20 protein-coding genes are annotated in these 15,915 nt (G+C 68.8%); 18 read left to right on the forward strand and 2 right to left on the reverse strand.

Annotation, left to right across the window (positions count from 1 at the left end; genetic code table 11):
- The 14 genes from rplR (at window position 1) to truA (ending at window position 9,232) form a co-directional block, all read left to right on the forward strand.
- Window positions 1-384, forward strand: a complete 384-nt coding sequence (rplR, locus tag ACIPXM_RS02750; protein ID WP_401651155.1) for a 50S ribosomal protein L18 — start codon at window positions 1-3, stop codon at window positions 382-384.
- Between the two features lie 45 nt (window positions 385-429).
- On the forward strand, window positions 430-1,035 hold the full coding sequence (rpsE, locus tag ACIPXM_RS02755; protein ID WP_005313527.1) for a 30S ribosomal protein S5: 606 nt from the start codon (window positions 430-432) through the stop codon (window positions 1,033-1,035).
- Window positions 1,035-1,217, forward strand: a complete 183-nt coding sequence (gene rpmD, locus ACIPXM_RS02760) for a 50S ribosomal protein L30 (RefSeq protein WP_005313525.1) — start codon at window positions 1,035-1,037, stop codon at window positions 1,215-1,217. The genes rpsE and rpmD overlap by 1 nt, the downstream gene beginning before the upstream one ends.
- A gap of 2 nt (window positions 1,218-1,219) precedes the next feature.
- On the forward strand, window positions 1,220-1,675 hold the full coding sequence (gene rplO / locus ACIPXM_RS02765) for a 50S ribosomal protein L15 (RefSeq protein ID WP_401651158.1): 456 nt from the start codon (window positions 1,220-1,222) through the stop codon (window positions 1,673-1,675).
- A 214-nt stretch (window positions 1,676-1,889) separates the two neighbouring features.
- Window positions 1,890-3,209: a preprotein translocase subunit SecY gene (gene secY / locus ACIPXM_RS02770; RefSeq protein ID WP_401651160.1), complete on the forward strand. Its 1,320-nt coding sequence runs from the start codon at window positions 1,890-1,892 to the stop codon at window positions 3,207-3,209.
- A complete protein-coding gene (locus ACIPXM_RS02775) occupies window positions 3,209-3,868 on the forward strand; it encodes an adenylate kinase (protein WP_401651162.1) in 660 nt (219 codons plus the stop codon). The genes secY and ACIPXM_RS02775 overlap by 1 nt, the downstream gene beginning before the upstream one ends.
- A gap of 147 nt (window positions 3,869-4,015) precedes the next feature.
- Entirely contained in the window at window positions 4,016-4,867 is an 852-nt protein-coding gene (gene map / locus ACIPXM_RS02780; protein ID WP_401651166.1) for a type I methionyl aminopeptidase, read from the forward strand.
- A 201-nt stretch (window positions 4,868-5,068) separates the two neighbouring features.
- Entirely contained in the window at window positions 5,069-5,290 is a 222-nt protein-coding gene (gene infA / locus ACIPXM_RS02785; RefSeq protein WP_003956442.1) for a translation initiation factor IF-1, read from the forward strand.
- A 62-nt stretch (window positions 5,291-5,352) separates the two neighbouring features.
- Window positions 5,353-5,466, forward strand: a complete 114-nt coding sequence (gene rpmJ, locus ACIPXM_RS02790) for a 50S ribosomal protein L36 (protein WP_003956441.1) — start codon at window positions 5,353-5,355, stop codon at window positions 5,464-5,466.
- A gap of 189 nt (window positions 5,467-5,655) precedes the next feature.
- Window positions 5,656-6,036, forward strand: coding sequence for a 30S ribosomal protein S13 (gene rpsM, locus ACIPXM_RS02795; protein ID WP_015035595.1), 381 nt, complete (start codon window positions 5,656-5,658; stop codon window positions 6,034-6,036).
- Window positions 6,037-6,102: 66 nt separating this feature from the next.
- Entirely contained in the window at window positions 6,103-6,507 is a 405-nt protein-coding gene (gene rpsK, locus ACIPXM_RS02800) for a 30S ribosomal protein S11 (RefSeq protein WP_003956432.1), read from the forward strand.
- A 164-nt stretch (window positions 6,508-6,671) separates the two neighbouring features.
- Window positions 6,672-7,694: a DNA-directed RNA polymerase subunit alpha gene (locus tag ACIPXM_RS02805; RefSeq protein ID WP_265864056.1), complete on the forward strand. Its 1,023-nt coding sequence runs from the start codon at window positions 6,672-6,674 to the stop codon at window positions 7,692-7,694.
- 120 nt (window positions 7,695-7,814) lie between these two features.
- Complete coding sequence (gene rplQ / locus ACIPXM_RS02810; RefSeq protein ID WP_401651169.1) at window positions 7,815-8,282, forward strand: 50S ribosomal protein L17; 468 nt, start codon at window positions 7,815-7,817, stop codon at window positions 8,280-8,282.
- An 86-nt stretch (window positions 8,283-8,368) separates the two neighbouring features.
- Window positions 8,369-9,232 carry a tRNA pseudouridine(38-40) synthase TruA gene (gene truA / locus ACIPXM_RS02815; RefSeq protein WP_401651170.1) on the forward strand — a complete coding sequence of 288 codons (864 nt, stop codon included), beginning with the start codon at window positions 8,369-8,371 and terminating at the stop codon, window positions 9,230-9,232.
- On the opposite strand, the gene ACIPXM_RS02820 is transcribed toward truA, so the two are convergent.
- Window positions 9,197-10,216, reverse strand: coding sequence for a hypothetical protein (locus tag ACIPXM_RS02820; protein WP_401651173.1), 1,020 nt, complete (start codon window positions 10,214-10,216; stop codon window positions 9,197-9,199). The genes truA and ACIPXM_RS02820 overlap by 36 nt on opposite strands.
- A gap of 81 nt (window positions 10,217-10,297) precedes the next feature.
- Here ACIPXM_RS02820 and ACIPXM_RS02825 point away from each other — a divergent pair, with 81 nt between their 5' ends.
- The 4 genes from ACIPXM_RS02825 (at window position 10,298) to glmM (ending at window position 14,806) form a co-directional block, all read left to right on the forward strand.
- Entirely contained in the window at window positions 10,298-11,920 is a 1,623-nt protein-coding gene (locus ACIPXM_RS02825; RefSeq protein WP_401651174.1) for an ABC-F family ATP-binding cassette domain-containing protein, read from the forward strand.
- 317 nt (window positions 11,921-12,237) lie between these two features.
- The gene (gene rplM, locus ACIPXM_RS02830; protein WP_401651176.1) at window positions 12,238-12,681 is read left to right on the forward strand and encodes a 50S ribosomal protein L13; all 444 of its coding nucleotides are present in this window, start codon (window positions 12,238-12,240) and stop codon (window positions 12,679-12,681) included.
- A 44-nt stretch (window positions 12,682-12,725) separates the two neighbouring features.
- Window positions 12,726-13,238: a 30S ribosomal protein S9 gene (gene rpsI / locus ACIPXM_RS02835; protein ID WP_401651178.1), complete on the forward strand. Its 513-nt coding sequence runs from the start codon at window positions 12,726-12,728 to the stop codon at window positions 13,236-13,238.
- Between the two features lie 209 nt (window positions 13,239-13,447).
- Window positions 13,448-14,806, forward strand: a complete 1,359-nt coding sequence (glmM, locus tag ACIPXM_RS02840) for a phosphoglucosamine mutase (protein WP_401651180.1) — start codon at window positions 13,448-13,450, stop codon at window positions 14,804-14,806.
- Between the two features lie 141 nt (window positions 14,807-14,947).
- Here glmM and ACIPXM_RS02845 read toward each other — a convergent pair whose 3' ends face one another.
- Window positions 14,948-15,907, reverse strand: coding sequence for a DUF389 domain-containing protein (locus tag ACIPXM_RS02845; RefSeq protein WP_401651181.1), 960 nt, complete (start codon window positions 15,905-15,907; stop codon window positions 14,948-14,950).
- Window positions 15,908-15,915 lie beyond the last annotated feature (8 nt).

The raw sequence follows: 15,915 nt of genomic DNA on the forward strand, positions 1-15,915 counted from the left end.
ATGGCATACGGTGTCAAGATCGCCAAGGGCGACGCTTACAAGCGCGCTGCCAAGGCGCGTCGTCACCTGCGCATCCGCAAGAACGTGTCGGGTACGTCGGAGCGTCCGCGCCTCGTCGTGACGCGCTCGAACCGCGGCATCACCGCGCAGGTCATCGACGACCTCAAGGGTCACACTGTCGCGTCGGCGTCCCACCTGGACGCGTCGATCCGCGGTGGCGAGGGCTCCAAGTCCTCGCAGGCCCAGCAGGTCGGCGCCCTGGTCGCCGAGCGCGCCAAGGCCGCCGGTGTCGAGGCCGTCGTGTTCGACCGTGGTGGCAACAGGTACGCCGGGCGCATTGCCGCTCTGGCTGACGCCGCCCGCGAAGCCGGGCTGAAGTTCTAAGCCCCGGTTCCGGGACTAACGGACGTAACAGAGAGAGGTAATCCAATGGCTGGACCCCAGCGCCGCGGCAGCGGTGCCGGTGGCGGCGAGCGGCGGGACCGGAAGGGCCGTGACGGCGGCGCAGCTGCCGCCGAGAAGACCGCTTACGTTGAGCGCGTTGTCGCGATCAACCGTGTCGCCAAGGTTGTGAAGGGTGGTCGTCGCTTCAGCTTCACCGCGCTGGTCGTGGTGGGCGATGGTGACGGTACCGTCGGTGTCGGTTACGGCAAGGCCAAGGAGGTGCCGGCCGCCATCGCCAAGGGTGTTGAGGAGGCCAAGAAGCACTTCTTCAAGGTCCCCCGTATCCAGGGCACCATCCCGCACCCGATCCAGGGCGAGAAGGCTGCGGGCGTCGTCCTGCTCAAGCCTGCTTCCCCCGGTACCGGTGTGATCGCCGGTGGCCCGGTGCGCGCCGTGCTCGAGTGCGCGGGCGTGCACGACATCCTGTCGAAGTCGCTCGGCTCCGACAACGCGATCAACATCGTGCACGCGACCGTGGCGGCCCTCAAGGGCCTGCAGCGTCCCGAGGAGATCGCGGCTCGCCGTGGTCTGCCCCTCGAGGACGTCGCTCCCGCGGCTCTGCTCCGTGCGCGTGCCGGGGCGGGTGCGTAATGGCTCGCCTCAAGATCACGCAGACGAAGTCGTACATCGGCAGCAAGCAGAACCACCGCGACACCCTTCGTTCGCTCGGGCTCAAGCGCCTGAACGACGTGGTCGTCAAGGAGGACCGCCCCGAGTTCCGCGGCATGGTGCACACCGTCCGCCACCTCGTGACGGTTGAGGAGGTCGACTGATCATGGCGGAGAACAACCCGCTCAAGATCCACAACCTCCGTCCCGCCCCGGGCGCCAAGACCGCGAAGACCCGTGTGGGTCGTGGTGAGGCGTCCAAGGGTAAGACGGCCGGTCGTGGTACCAAGGGCACCAAGGCCCGCTACCAGGTTCCGGAGCGCTTCGAGGGTGGGCAGATGCCCCTCCACATGCGTCTCCCGAAGCTCAAGGGCTTCAAGAACCCGTTCCGCACCGAGTTCCAGGTCGTGAACCTGGACAAGCTGGCCGCGCTCTACCCGCAGGGTGGCGAGGTCACGGTGGCCGATCTGGTCGCCAAGGGTGCGGTTCGTAAGAACCAGCTCGTCAAGGTCCTGGGCCAGGGCGAGATCTCCGTGGCGCTGCAGGTGACGGTCGACGCCGTCTCCGGCTCCGCCAAGGAGAAGATCACCGCCGCCGGCGGTACCGTCACCGAGCTCGTCTGAGACGACTCGATGGCCTGAACATCCGACCGGGGATGCCTCCCAAAAGGGGCATCCCCGGTTGGTCGTTCCTAGGGGGCCATAGTCGCCGGTAAGGTGGCGTCCACTGTCTAGAGTGCGAGCGGTATGCCCGTGGGCTCTTTGGACCGATCACTATCCAGTCGAACCTCAAGACCGTCACCTCTGACGCACGTGCGCGGGGGTCGCAGGAGGCACCGTGCTCACCGCGTTCGCCCGGGCGTTCAAGACGCCCGACCTGCGCAAGAAGCTGCTCTTCACGCTCGGGATCATCGTGCTGTACCGGCTCGGGGCGCACATCCCCGTGCCCGGCGTCAGCTACGAGGCCGTCCAGCAGTGTGTCGACCAGGCGAAGCAGGGCAACAACAGCCTGTTCGGCCTGGTCAACATGTTCAGTGGCGGGGCGCTGCTGCAGATCACCATCTTCGCGCTCGGCATCATGCCGTACATCACGGCGAGCATCATCCTGCAGCTGCTGACCGTCGTGATCCCCCGTCTGGAAGCCCTCAAGAAGGAGGGTCAGTCCGGCACCGCCAAGATCACGCAGTACACGCGTTATCTGACGGTCGCGCTCGCGATCCTCCAGGGCACCGGCCTCGTCGCCACCGCTCGTACCGGCGCCCTGTTCAGCGGCTGCTCGGTCGCCGGCCAGGTGGTCCCGGACCAGTCGATCTTCACCACCGCCACCATGGTCATCACGATGACCGCCGGTACCTGTGTCGTGATGTGGCTCGGTGAGCTCATCACCGACCGCGGCATCGGCAACGGCATGTCCATCCTGATGTTCATCTCGATCGCCGCCGGCTTCCCGGGTGCCCTCTGGGCCATCAAGGAGAGCGGCAAGCTCGCCAAGGGCTGGATCGAGTTCGGCACCGTGATCGTCATCGGCTTCGTGATGGTGGCCCTCGTCGTCTTCGTCGAGCAGGCCCAGCGCCGGATCCCGGTCCAGTACGCGAAGCGCATGATCGGCCGCCGTTCGTACGGCGGAACGTCCACGTACATCCCGCTCAAGGTGAACCAGGCAGGTGTGATTCCTGTCATCTTCGCCTCGTCGCTGCTCTACATCCCGGCGCTCGTGGCGCAGTTCTCGAACTCCACCGCCGGCTGGAAGACCTGGATCGAAGCCCACTTCGTCAAGGGTGACCACCCGTACTACATCGCCGCCTACTTCCTCCTGATCGTGTTCTTCGCCTTCTTCTACGTGGCGATCTCGTTCAACCCCGAGGAAGTCGCGGACAACATGAAGAAGTATGGTGGCTTCATCCCGGGTATCCGGGCTGGTCGTCCTACTGCCGAGTATCTGAGCTACGTGCTCAACAGGATCACTTGGCCGGGCTCGCTGTACCTGGGTCTGATCGCTCTTGTGCCGACACTGGCGTTGGCAGGCTTCGGCGGTGCGAATGCCAACTTCCCGTTCGGCGGCACCAGCATCCTGATCATCGTGGGTGTCGGTCTCGAGACCGTGAAGCAGATCGAGAGCCAGCTCCAGCAGCGCAATTACGAAGGGTTCCTCCGCTGATGCGAATCGTCCTCGTCGGACCGCCCGGGGCCGGTAAGGGTACGCAGGCCGCGTTCCTTGCCAAGAACCTGGACATCCCGCACATCTCCACGGGTGACCTGTTCCGTGCCAACATCTCGCAGGGCACGGAGCTGGGGCTCAAGGCGAAGGCGTACATGGACGCCGGTGACCTCGTCCCGGACGAGGTGACCATCGGGATGGCCAAGGACCGGATGGAGCAGGCGGACGCCGTGAACGGCTTCCTGCTCGACGGGTTCCCGCGGAACGTGGCCCAGGCCGAGGCGCTGGATGTGGTCCTCAAGGCCGAGGACATGCAGCTGGACGCGGTGCTGGACCTCGAGGTCCCCGAGGACGAGGTCGTGAAGCGGATCGCGGGTCGCCGCATCTGCCGTAACGACTCCTCGCACGTCTTCCACGTGACGTACAACGCCCCGGAGACCGAGGGTGTCTGCGACGTCTGTGGCGGCGAGCTGTTCCAGCGCGACGACGACTCCGAGGAGACCGTCCGTCGGCGCCTGGAGGTCTACCACACGCAGACCGAGCCGATCATCGACTACTTCCGGGCGCAGAACCTGGTGAAGACGATCTCGGCGCTCGGCAAGGTGGACGAGGTGACGGCGCGGTCGATGGCCGCGCTGAACAAGCAGGACGAGAAGTAACCCAAGATCGCTGCGGTACGGCCGCGGTGCCCCTGGTGGGCGCCGCGGCCGTATCGTTGTTTCCGAGCTTCAGCGGAATCCCCGAAGAACCTCCGAAGAACCTCCGAAGAATCCCCGAAGAGTCCCCGAAGGAAAGGCCGCGGCCAGATGGTGCAGATCAAGACCCCGGAGCAGATCGCGAAGATGCGTGAGGCGGGGCTGGTCGTCGCCGCCATCCACGCGGCCACCCGGGAGGCGGCGGTGCCGGGCGCGACGACGCGGGACCTGGACGAGGTCGCCCGCAAGGTGATCGCCGACCACGGCGCGAAGTCGAACTTCCTCGGGTACGGGGGTTTCCCCGCGACGATCTGCACCTCGGTGAACGAGGTCGTCGTGCACGGCATCCCGGACGAGAAGACCGTCCTCAAGGACGGCGACATCATCTCGATCGACGCGGGCGCGATCGTGGACGGCTGGCACGGCGACGCCGCGTACACCGCGTTCGTGGGCACCGGTCACGCGCCGGAGCTGGTCGAGCTCTCCCGGGTGACCGAGGAGTCGATGTGGGCCGGGATCGCGGCGATGCGGGTGGGCGCGCGGCTCGTCGACATCTCGAAGGCGATCGAGACGTACATCAAGCGGCAGCCGCGGCCGGCCGTGGGCGACCACAGCCTGGGCCGCTACGGGATCATCGAGGACTACGGCGGCCACGGCATCGGCACCGAGATGCACATGGACCCGCACCTGCTGAACTACGTCTCCCGCAAGCGCGGCAAGGGCCCGAAGCTGGTCCCCGGCTTCTGCCTGGCGATCGAGCCGATGGTCTCGCTCGGCACCCCGCAGACCGAGGTCCTGGCCGACGACTGGACGGTCATCACCACGGACGGCACCTGGTCCTCGCACTGGGAGCACAGCGTCGCCCTGACCGAGGAGGGCCCGCTGGTCCTGACGGCGGTCGACGGCGGCAAGGCGAAGCTGGCGGAGCTGGGCGTGACGGCGGCGCCGGACCCGCTGGCGTAGTAGCCCTGGTGCGGGGCGCCGGGCCCGGCCCCGGCCCGGCGCGTTGCGAAATGCGGGGTTGTTGATCTTCTACGGTGGGCAAACTCCACGGATTCGTCTTTTCGTGGGCCCTGACGTAGACTGATGCGTCGGCTCTCGTGTACCCGTGTGTCCTCACCCGGATCGAGAGTCGATCAAGGTAGCCGATTCGAAGGGCGAAGCGTGGCCAAGAAGCAAGGTGCCATCGAAATCGAGGGCACCGTGATCGAGTCCCTGCCGAACGCCATGTTCAAGGTGGAGCTCCAGAACGGTCACAAGGTCCTCGCGCACATCTCCGGCAAGATGCGGATGCACTACATCCGAATCCTTCCGGACGACCGGGTCGTCGTGGAGCTGTCTCCGTACGACCTGACGCGTGGCCGGATCGTCTACCGCTACAAGTAGATCTTGCTCGCCGTCCCGCCTTCGCGCGGGGGGTGGCACTGACCCGGAGAACCTCACATCCCATGAAGGTCAAGCCGAGCGTCAAGAAGATCTGCGACAAGTGCAAGGTGATCCGCCGTCACGGTCGGGTCATGGTCATCTGCGACAACCTGCGCCACAAGCAGCGCCAGGGCTGACGCACGCCGACCGACCTGCATTTCGCAGTTCTTCGCGCGACGCATAGCAATACGTACATACGCAGAACCCGCCCAGCCCGGTTCCCGGGCCGGCGACACCTCCGGTGGGGGCCGGAGACCCGATTCGTACCTCGTACGGCGGTCGGGGCCGGTTCTGCGGCAGACCCCCGAACACACAGGAGCCATTGAATGGCACGCGTTTCCGGTGTTGACATCCCGCGTGAAAAGCGTGTGGTGGTCGCACTCACCTACGTCTTCGGTATCGGGCGTACCCGGTCCGAGGAGATTCTCGCCGCGACCGGCGTGAACCCGTCCACCCGTGTCCGTGACCTTGCCGAGGAAGACCTCGTCAAGATCCGTGAGTACGTGGACGCCAACCTCCAGACCGAGGGTGACCTCCGTCGCGAGATCGCCGCCGACATCCGCCGCAAGGTCGAGATCGGCTGCTACCAGGGCCTCCGCCACCGTCGTGGCCTGCCCGTCCGCGGCCAGCGCACCAGCACGAACGCTCGTACCCGCAAGGGCCCGCGTCGCGCCATCGCCGGCAAGAAGAAGCCGGGCAAGAAGTAGTCCTCAGCGGACGCTTGACCAAGCGGTCTTCGCTGTAGGACCGACCACCTCCCGTAGGAGTAAGAGATGCCCCCCAAGGGTCGTCAGGGCGCTGCCAAGAAGGTGCGCCGCAAGGAAAAGAAGAACGTCGCTCACGGCCACGCGCACATCAAGAGCACGTTCAACAACACGATCGTCTCGATCACGGACCCGTCCGGCAACGTGATCTCCTGGGCCTCCGCCGGCCACGTCGGCTTCAAGGGCTCGCGCAAGTCCACCCCCTTCGCCGCGCAGATGGCCGCCGAGTCGGCCGCCCGCCGCGCGCAGGAGCACGGCATGCGCAAGGTCGACGTCTTCGTCAAGGGTCCCGGCTCCGGCCGTGAGACCGCGATCCGCTCCCTCCAGGCCACCGGCCTCGAGGTCGGCTCGATCCAGGACGTCACCCCCACCCCGCACAACGGCTGCCGTCCGCCGAAGCGCCGCCGCGTCTGACCCTTCGGGTCGCGTAGCGGACGCGCTTGTGCGTCTTTGAGTGTCCGGGCGGTACGGATCCCTTCGTGGGGGACGTGCCGCCCGTACCCTTGTAGTCCGTGGCCCTCGGGCCACACCCGTCGGGCGTCAAATAGTGGGCGTCCACGAATGAAGGAAACGCAGACATGCTTATCGCTCAGCGTCCCTCGCTGACCGAAGAGGTCGTCGACGAGTTCCGCTCCCGGTTCGTCATCGAGCCGCTGGAGCCGGGCTTCGGCTACACCCTCGGCAACTCCCTCCGCCGTACCCTCCTGTCCTCGATCCCGGGCGCCGCTGTCACCAGCATCCGGATCGACGGTGTCCTGCACGAGTTCACCACCGTGCCGGGCGTCAAGGAGGACGTGACCGACCTCATCCTCAACATCAAGCAGCTGGTCGTCTCCTCGGAGCACGACGAGCCGGTCGTGATGTACCTGCGCAAGCAGGGTCCGGGTGTCGTCACCGCCGCCGACATCGCGCCCCCGGCCGGTGTCGAGGTGCACAACCCCGACCTGGTCCTCGCCACGCTCAACGGCAAGGGCAAGCTGGAGATGGAGCTGACCGTCGAGCGCGGTCGCGGCTACGTCTCCGCCGTGCAGAACAAGCAGGTCGGCCAGGAGATCGGCCGTATCCCGGTCGACTCCATCTACAGCCCCGTGCTGAAGGTCACCTACAAGGTCGAGGCGACCCGAGTCGAGCAGCGCACCGACTTCGACAAGCTCATCGTCGACGTCGAGACCAAGCAGGCCATGCGTCCGCGTGACGCCATGGCGTCGGCCGGCAAGACCCTGGTCGAGCTGTTCGGTCTGGCCCGCGAGCTCAACATCGACGCCGAGGGCATCGACATGGGCCCGTCCCCCACGGACGCCGCCCTGGCCGCCGACCTGGCGCTGCCGATCGAGGAGCTGGAGCTCACCGTTCGGTCGTACAACTGCCTCAAGCGCGAGGGCATCCACTCCGTGGGTGAGCTCGTCGCCCGCTCGGAGGCCGACCTGCTCGACATCCGCAACTTCGGTGCGAAGTCGATCGACGAGGTCAAGGCGAAGCTGGCCGGCATGGGCCTGGCCCTCAAGGACAGCCCGCCCGGATTCGACCCGACCGCCGCCGCCGACGCCTTCGGCGCCGACGACGACGCGGACGCCGGTTTCGTCGAGACCGAGCAGTACTGAGCACACTTTCCGGAGGCGCCCCCGACCGGGGCGCCGCCCGGATCTCCGACAGGCGACCGCCTGCTCGGATACTGACCCCGGTACCTCACACGGCCGGGGCAGACACCTAGGAGAAACACCATGCCGCGTCCCGCGAAGGGTGCCCGCCTCGGCGGTTCCGCCGCTCACGAGAAGCTGCTCCTCGCCAACCTGGCGAAGTCGCTGTTCGAGCACGGCCGCATCACGACGACCGAGGCCAAGGCCCGCCGTCTGCGTCCGGTCGCCGAGCGCCTGATCACCAAGGCGAAGAAGGGCGACATCCACAACCGTCGCCTGGTGCTGCAGACGATCACCGACAAGGGCATCGTCCACACCCTCTTCACCGAGATCGCCCCGCGCTACAGCGAGCGTCCGGGTGGTTACACCCGGATCACGAAGATCGGCAACCGTCGTGGCGACAACGCCCCGATGGCCGTGATCGAGCTCGTCGAGGGCGAGATCGCCAAGAAGGCGACCGTCGCCGAGGCCGAGGCCGCCACCGTGCGCGCCGTCAAGGAGGCCGACGAGGCCGCCGCGGTCGAGACGAAGAAGGACGAGCAGGACGCCTGAGCGTTCTGAACGGTCTTGTGCGCGGGCCCGCACCCCTCGGGGTGCGGGCCCGTTCCGTATGTTCAGGCTTTGAGAGGATGGGTCGCGTGAGCGACGACGTGCAGCCCGGTTTCGTACGGGTACGGCTGGACCTTTCGTACGACGGCAGGGACTTCTCCGGCTGGGCCAAGCAGGCCCGCGGGCAGCGCACCGTCCAGGGCGAGATCGAGGCCGCCCTGAAGACCGTGACCAGGTCGGCCGACACGTACGAGCTGACCGTGGCCGGCCGGACCGACGCCGGGGTGCACGCGCGCGGCCAGGTCGCGCACGTGGACCTGCCGGTCGGGCTGTGGCAGGAGCACCGCGAGAAGCTGCTCAGGCGGCTCGCCGGGCGGCTCGCGCACGACGTCCGGATCTGGCGGGTCGAGGAGGCCCCCGCGGGCTTCAACGCCCGCTTCTCGGCGATCTGGCGCCGGTACGCCTACCGCGTCACCGACCACCCCGGCGGCGTCGACCCGCTGCTGCGCGGGCACGTGCTGTGGCACGACTGGACGCTCGACATGGACGCCATGAACGCCGCCGCCGAGCGGCTGGTCGGCGAGCACGACTTCGCCGCGTACTGCAAGAAGCGCGAGGGCGCGACCACCATCCGCACCCTGCAGGAGCTGCGCTGGGAGCGCCGCCCCGACGGGATCCTGGAGGCCACGGTCAAGGCCGACGCCTTCTGCCACAACATGGTGCGCTCGCTGATGGGCGCGCTGCTGTTCGTCGGCGACGGGCACCGGCCGGTGGACTGGCCCGGCAAGGTGCTCGCCGCCGGGGTGCGGGACTCGGCCGTGCACGTCGTACGGCCGCACGGCCTCACCCTGGAAGAGGTCGGCTACCCGGCCGACGACCAGCTCGCCGCGCGCAGCAAGGAGGCCCGCAACAAGCGGTCACTGCCCGGCGCGGGGAGCTCCGGCTGCTGCTGACGCCTGGGTGCGGCCGCGGGCGTAGATCTGGTTGAAGGTGAAGGTGCCCACGTCGTCGGAGGTCTGGAAGACCCCCTTGTCGCCCGTGGTCACCTTCCGGCCGTTCTGGAACCCGGCCTGGGTGAGGTACACGTACCGGCCGATCGCGTTGGTGCGGCGCAGACAGACGGTGGCGTGGCAGAAGTCCTTCACGCCCGCGCCGGTGAGCGGGGCGATGCCGCCGGACGCCTGCTTCTTGGCCTTCAGGGCCTGCTCGTCGGTCGGGAAGACGGCGACGCCGACGGTGACCGCGACGCCGTCGCGCACATAGGTGGCGCGGATCACGCGGGTGCAGCCGTTGTTCTTCAGGACGGTGCCGAGGCCGCCCTGGGTGACCGAGGCGCAGTTCGTGGTGGTGGACGTGGCGCCCTTGTCGTACGGGCGCTTGTTCACGGTCAGCTTCCGGCCGGGGAACAGGCCGTCGGCGCTCAGCGGCGCCTTGTCCTTGGCGGCGTCCGAGATGTAGTCCATCGGGTTCGGCGGGGGCAGCGGGGCGACCGAGGAGAAGGTCGGGGCCGGGCTGGCCGTGTCGGTGGGGGCGACCGAGCCGGTGGGGGTGGGGTCGCCGTTCTTCGCCTGGTCGTTGTTCTTGTTGGTGCTGACGATGGCGGTGGCCACCACCGCGCCGACGGCGAGCGCCGCGACCGCGCCGCCGCCGATGAGCAGCCAGCGCTTGCGCCGGCCGCGGTGCGCGGAGGCGTCGGCGAGGGCGCCCCAGTCGGGGGTGCCGGTGGCCTGTGCGCCAGGGAACGGGTTGTGCGGCTGCTGGGGCTGCTGCGGCGCCTGCTGCCCGTACGGCGACGGCTGCTGCTGCGGGTACCCGTATCCGTACGGCTGCTGCGGCTGCTGCTGCGGGTGCTGTTGCGGCGGCGGATATCCGTAGCCGTACCCCTGCTGCCCCTGGCCCTGCTGCTCCCCGCCCGGCGGCGGTCCCCCAAAGCTCATGTCGCGCATCTTAGGCCGTGGGCCTGCCCCCGCTGCTAAACCGGTTGGGATCACGGGGCCGCGGCGGCGACAATGCCCACCATGGGACATGTCGAGGCCGCACACCTGGAGTACTACCTTCCGGACGGGAGGGTCCTGCTCGGGGACGCCTCGTTCCGGGTGGGCGAAGGGGCCGTGGTCGCCCTGGTCGGCGCGAACGGCGCGGGCAAGACCACTCTGCTCCGGATGATCTCCGGGGAGCTCCAGCCGCACGGCGGCACCGTCACCGTGAGCGGCGGGCTCGGTGTGATGCCGCAGTTCGTGGGCTCCGTGCGGGACGAGTCGACCGTCCGTGACCTGCTGGTCTCGGTCGCGCCCGGGCGGATCCGGGAGGCCGCGAAGGCCGTCGACGCCGCCGAGGAGCGGATCATGACGGTCGACGACGAGGCCGCGCAGATGGCGTACGCGCAGGCGCTCAGCGACTGGGCCGAGGTGCAGGGCTACGAGTTCGAGACCCTGTGGGACATGTGCACGATGGCCGCCATGGGCGTGCCGTACGACAAGGCGCAGTTCCGTCAGGTCAGCACGCTCAGCGGCGGCGAGCAGAAGCGGCTGGTCCTGGAGTACCTGCTGCGCGGCGCCGACGAGGTGCTGCTGCTCGACGAGCCGGACAACTATCTGGACGTGCCGGGCAAGCGCTGGCTGGAGGAGCGGCTGCGGGAGACCCGTAAGACCGTGCTCTTCATCTCCCACGACCGGGAGCTGCTGTCCCGGGCCGCGCAGAAGATCATCGCGGTGGAGCCGGGTCCCGCCGGGTCGGACGTGTGGGTGCACGGCGGCGGCTTCGACACCTTCCACGACGCCCGGCGCGAGCGGTTCGCCCGCTTCGAGGAGCTGAAGCGGCGCTGGGAGGAGAAGCACGCCCAGCTGAAGAAGCTGGTGGTCACGCTGCGGCAGGCGGCCGCGGTCAGCCATGAGCTGGCCTCGCGCTACGCGGCGGCGCAGACCCGGCTGCGGAAGTTCGAGGAGGCGGGCCCGCCGCCGGAGCCGCCGCGCGAGCAGGACATCCGGATGCGGCTGCGCGGCGGCCGGACCGGGGTGCGGGCGGTGACCGTGGAGAACCTGGAGCTCACCGGCCTGATGAAGCCGTTCTCGCTGGAGATCTTCTACGGGGAGCGGGTCGCCGTCCTCGGGTCGAACGGCTCCGGCAAGTCGCACTTCCTGCGGCTGCTCGCGGGCGATGCGTCGGTGGCCCACACCGGCGCCTGGAAGCTGGGCGCCCGGGTGGTCCCCGGCCACTTCGCGCAGACCCACGCCCACCCGGAGCTCTTCGGGCGCTCGCTGGTGGACATCCTGTGGACCGAGCACGCCAAGGACCGCGGCGGCGCGATGTCGGTGCTGCGCCGCTACGAGCTGGAGCAGCAGGGCGACCAGGCGTTCGAGAAGCTGTCCGGCGGCCAGCAGGCCCGGTTCCAGATCCTGCTCCTGGAGCTGGCGGGGACGACGGCGCTGCTGCTCGACGAGCCGACGGACAACCTGGACCTGGAGTCGGCGGAGGCCCTGCAGGACGGTCTTGAGTCGTACGAGGGCACGGTGCTCGCGGTCACCCACGACCGCTGGTTCGCGCGCTCCTTCGACCGGTATCTGGTGTTCGGCTCGGACGGTGTCGTACGGGAGACGGCGGAGCCGGTGTGGGACGAGCGGCGGGTCGAGCGCGCCCGCTAGGGCGTGTCCGGTGGGATCAGGGTCGGGCAGGCCCCAGGACTCTTCGGCGGCGTGGGGGCGGGGCGTGGGGCGCGGGGGCCCGCTGGGGCCCCCGGCGCCGACGCGTTTTGACCCGCTCGGGGGAGCCCGGGTACGCTTCTGCTTTGTTATGCGTATTGGCTCCGCCGCTCTCACGCGGTCGAGGCTTTTGCGCAGGTTCCCTGGAGCAGTTACCAGTGGCTCGCATACGGGCGGAGTTCCCGGCAGTGCAGGCCCCAGCTGCATGATCGCTTCAGGTGTGTCTGGACTCCATCCACTGAAGAAGCGAAGGCTACGAAGTGCGTACGTACAGCCCCAAGCCCGGCGATGTCTCTCGCCAGTGGCACATCATCGACGCGCAGGACATCGTCCTGGGTCGTCTGGCGACGACGGCCGCGAACCTCCTGCGAGGCAAGCACAAGCCGGTCTACGCCCCCCACATGGACATGGGCGACTTCGTCATCATCATCAATGCTGACAAGGTCCACCTGTCCGGCAACAAGAAGACCCAGAAGATGGCCTACCGCCACTCCGGCTACCCGGGTGGTCTGCGCTCCGTCCGTTACGACGAGCTCATGGCCAAGAACCCCGAGAAGGCCGTCGAGAAGGCCATCAAGGGCATGATCCCCAAGAACACCCTGGGCCGTCAGATGCTCTCGAAGCTGAAGGTCTACGCGGGCGAGAACCACCCGCACGCTGCTCAGCAGCCGGTCCCGTTCGAGATCACCCAGGTCGCGCAGTAGTTCCGGCCACACCCCCTAAGAACGAAAGAAATCTGAGGAGCATCGTGGCCGAGACCACCCCCGAGACCCCCGTCGACGAGTTCGAGGGCGTCGAGGAGTACACCACCGAGACCGAGAACGTCGAGGGTGACTACACCTCCGAGTCCCTCGCGTCCCGCTTCGGCGACCCGCAGCCGGCCGCCGGCCTGGGCCGTCGCAAGAACGCCATCGCCCGCGTCCGGATCGTCCCGGGCACCGGCAAGTGGAAGATCAACGGGCGGACGCTCGAGGACTACTTCCCGAACAAGGTCCACCAGCAGGAAGTCAACGAGCCCTTCAAGGTGCTCGAGCTCGACAACCGCTACGACGTCATCGCCCGCATCGCGGGTGGCGGTGTCTCCGGTCAGGCCGGCGCCCTGCGCCTCGGCGTGGCCCGCGCCCTGAACGAGGCGGACGTGGAGAACAACCGCGGTCCGCTGAAGAAGGCCGGCTTCCTCTCCCGCGACGACCGTGCGGTCGAGCGCAAGAAGGCCGGTCTCAAGAAGGCCCGTAAGGCTCCGCAGTACAGCAAGCGCTAATCGCCTGCTCGGACTGCAATCCGTTCGCCCCGGCGGCACTCTCGTGCTGCCGGGGCGTTCGGCTTTTCGCACCCTGCTTTCATAATCTTGGGCAACACCATCTCGGGCACAACCCTGGGCGTCTCCTCATGGCACGTCGTGGCACGCCGCCGGGAACGGGCGGCAGCCGGCCAGGGGATCGCATTTCGGAGCATTTTCGGAGGACAGCTGTGGGACGACTCTTCGGCACGGACGGGGTGCGCGGCGAGGCGAACGCCGATCTGACGGCGGAGCTCGCGCTCGGCCTCTCGGTCGCGGCCGCGCACGTACTCGCCGAGGCGGGCACGTTTGAGGGCCATCGGCCGACCGCCGTGGTGGGGCGCGACCCGCGTGCCTCGGGGGAGTTCCTGGAGGCCGCGGTCTGCGCGGGCCTGGCGAGTGCGGGCGTCGACGTGCTGCGGGTCGGCGTGCTGCCGACGCCGGCCGTCGCCTACCTGACCGGCGTGCTCGGCGCCGACCTCGGCGTGATGCTGTCCGCCTCGCACAACGCGATGCCCGACAACGGGATCAAGTTCTTCGCGCGCGGCGGCCACAAGCTCGCCGACGAGCTGGAGGACCGGATCGAGTCCGTCTACGAGGAGCACCGCACCGGCGCGCCCTGGGACCGTCCGACCGGCGCGGGCGTCGGCCGGGTCCGTGACTACGACGAGGGCTTCGACAAGTACGTCGCCCATCTGATCGCGGTGCTGCCGAACCGGCTCGACGGCCTGAAGATCGTCCTCGACGAGGCGCACGGCGCCGCCGCCCGGGTCTCGCCCGAGGCGTTCTCGCGGGCCGGTGCGACGGTCGTCACCATCGGCGCCGAGCCGGACGGCCTCAACATCAACGACGGCTGCGGCTCCACCCACCTCGACCTGCTGAAGGGCGCGGTCGTCGAGCACGGCGCCGACTTCGGCATCGCGCACGACGGCGACGCCGACCGCTGCCTGGCCGTGGACCACCAGGGCAACGAGATCGACGGCGACCAGATCCTGGCGATCCTGGCGCTCGCCATGCGCGAGGCGGGCACGCTGCGCGGTGACACGGTGGTCGGCACGGTCATGTCGAACCTGGGCTTCAAGCTGGCGATGGAGCGCGAGGGGCTGACCCTGGTGCAGACGGCGGTCGGCGACCGCTACGTCCTGGAGTCGATGAAGGAGCACGGCTACGCGCTGGGCGGCGAGCAGTCCGGCCACGTCATCGTGCTCGACCACGCCACCACCGGCGACGGCACCCTGACCGGTCTGATGCTGGCGGCCCGGGTGGCGGCCACCGGCCGTTCGCTGGCCGACCTCGCCGGGGTGATGGAGCGGCTGCCGCAGGTCCTGGTCAACGTGCCGGACGTGGACAAGTCCCGGGTCGGCACCTCGGCCGAGCTGGCGAACGCGGTCTCCGCCGCGGAGCGCGAGCTGGGCTCGACCGGCCGGGTGCTGCTTCGCCCCTCGGGCACCGAGCCGCTGGTACGGGTCATGGTCGAGGCGGCGGACATCGAGCAGGCGCAGTCGGTCGCGGGGCGGCTCGCGGACGTGGTGAAGTCCGCGCTGGGCTAGGCCGTTCGAGCCGTTCGAGCCGTTCGAGCCTTGCGAGTCTTTCGATCCTTTCGAGGTGTACGTGTCGGCCCCCGCGCCCGGTGATCGCTCCGGGTGCGGGGGCCGTGGCATGTTCGGGCGGTGCGCTCCGCCGACGGGTGCTCAGGCAGCCGCGTTCTTGCGGCGCTTGCGGGTCCACCGGCCGCGGTGGGTGCGCCACAGCAGGACCTGGCCGTACAGCGTGAGGGTGCCCGCGAGGACGATGCCGAGCAGGTTGAGCAGCAACTGCTCGACGGAGCCCCACATCTGGCCGTACTGCCCGTAGGAGAGGGCGACGGCGGCGTTGGCGGCGGCGGGCACGGTGGTGACGGAGATCGCGACGCCGATCAGGGCGCCGGACTTGGTCGAGGTGAGCGAGAGGGTGCCGGCGGCGCCCGCGAGCAGCGCGACGACGAAGGAGAACGGGTCCGGCTGCCAGATGAAGCTGGTGTTGGGTCGCTTGCCGTCCAACTGGTCGACGCTGAACAGGTCGAGACCGTCCATCAGCAGGCTGAACAGGGTGGTCGCGACGATCGCCGCGGCGAAGCCGACGAGCAGCGCGATCAGCGAGCGCAGCAACAGCCGGGGCGAGCGGCGCACGATGCCGGTGCAGATCCCGGCGAGCGGGCCGAACTCGGGGCCGACGGCCATGGCGCCCACGATCAGGATGGCGTTGTCGAGGACGACACCGCAGGCGGCGATCATCGTCGCCAGGATCATGAAGGCGCTGTAGGTGATGGTGAGCGTCGACTCCTCGTGGGTGGCGTCGGTCAGCTGCTCCCAGATCACCGCGTCGGCGCCCTCGCCGGGGGCCTCCTCCTCGGCGGCGGTGGCCCGGTTCGAGAGCGACAGGTCGATGTTCTCGACGGCGATCGAGCCGTCCTGGTCGATCTTCAACTCGCGCAGCGCGCGGATGAGTTCCTGACCCGCCTCGCGGGCCACGTCGCACAGCACCACGTCCCCGGCCGGGTCGCGGGCGGCGCCCCTGAGCACGACCAGATGGGTGGTGCCGACGGTCCGCTCGATGAGGTCGACGGCCGTGTCGGTGCGGTCGGCGGGGACGATGAGTCGCAGGTGCAGCATTCCCCAGA

The organism is Streptomyces sp. NPDC090025, assembly GCF_044748125.1.
In the GTDB taxonomy this organism is placed as follows: domain Bacteria; phylum Actinomycetota; class Actinomycetes; order Streptomycetales; family Streptomycetaceae; genus Streptomyces.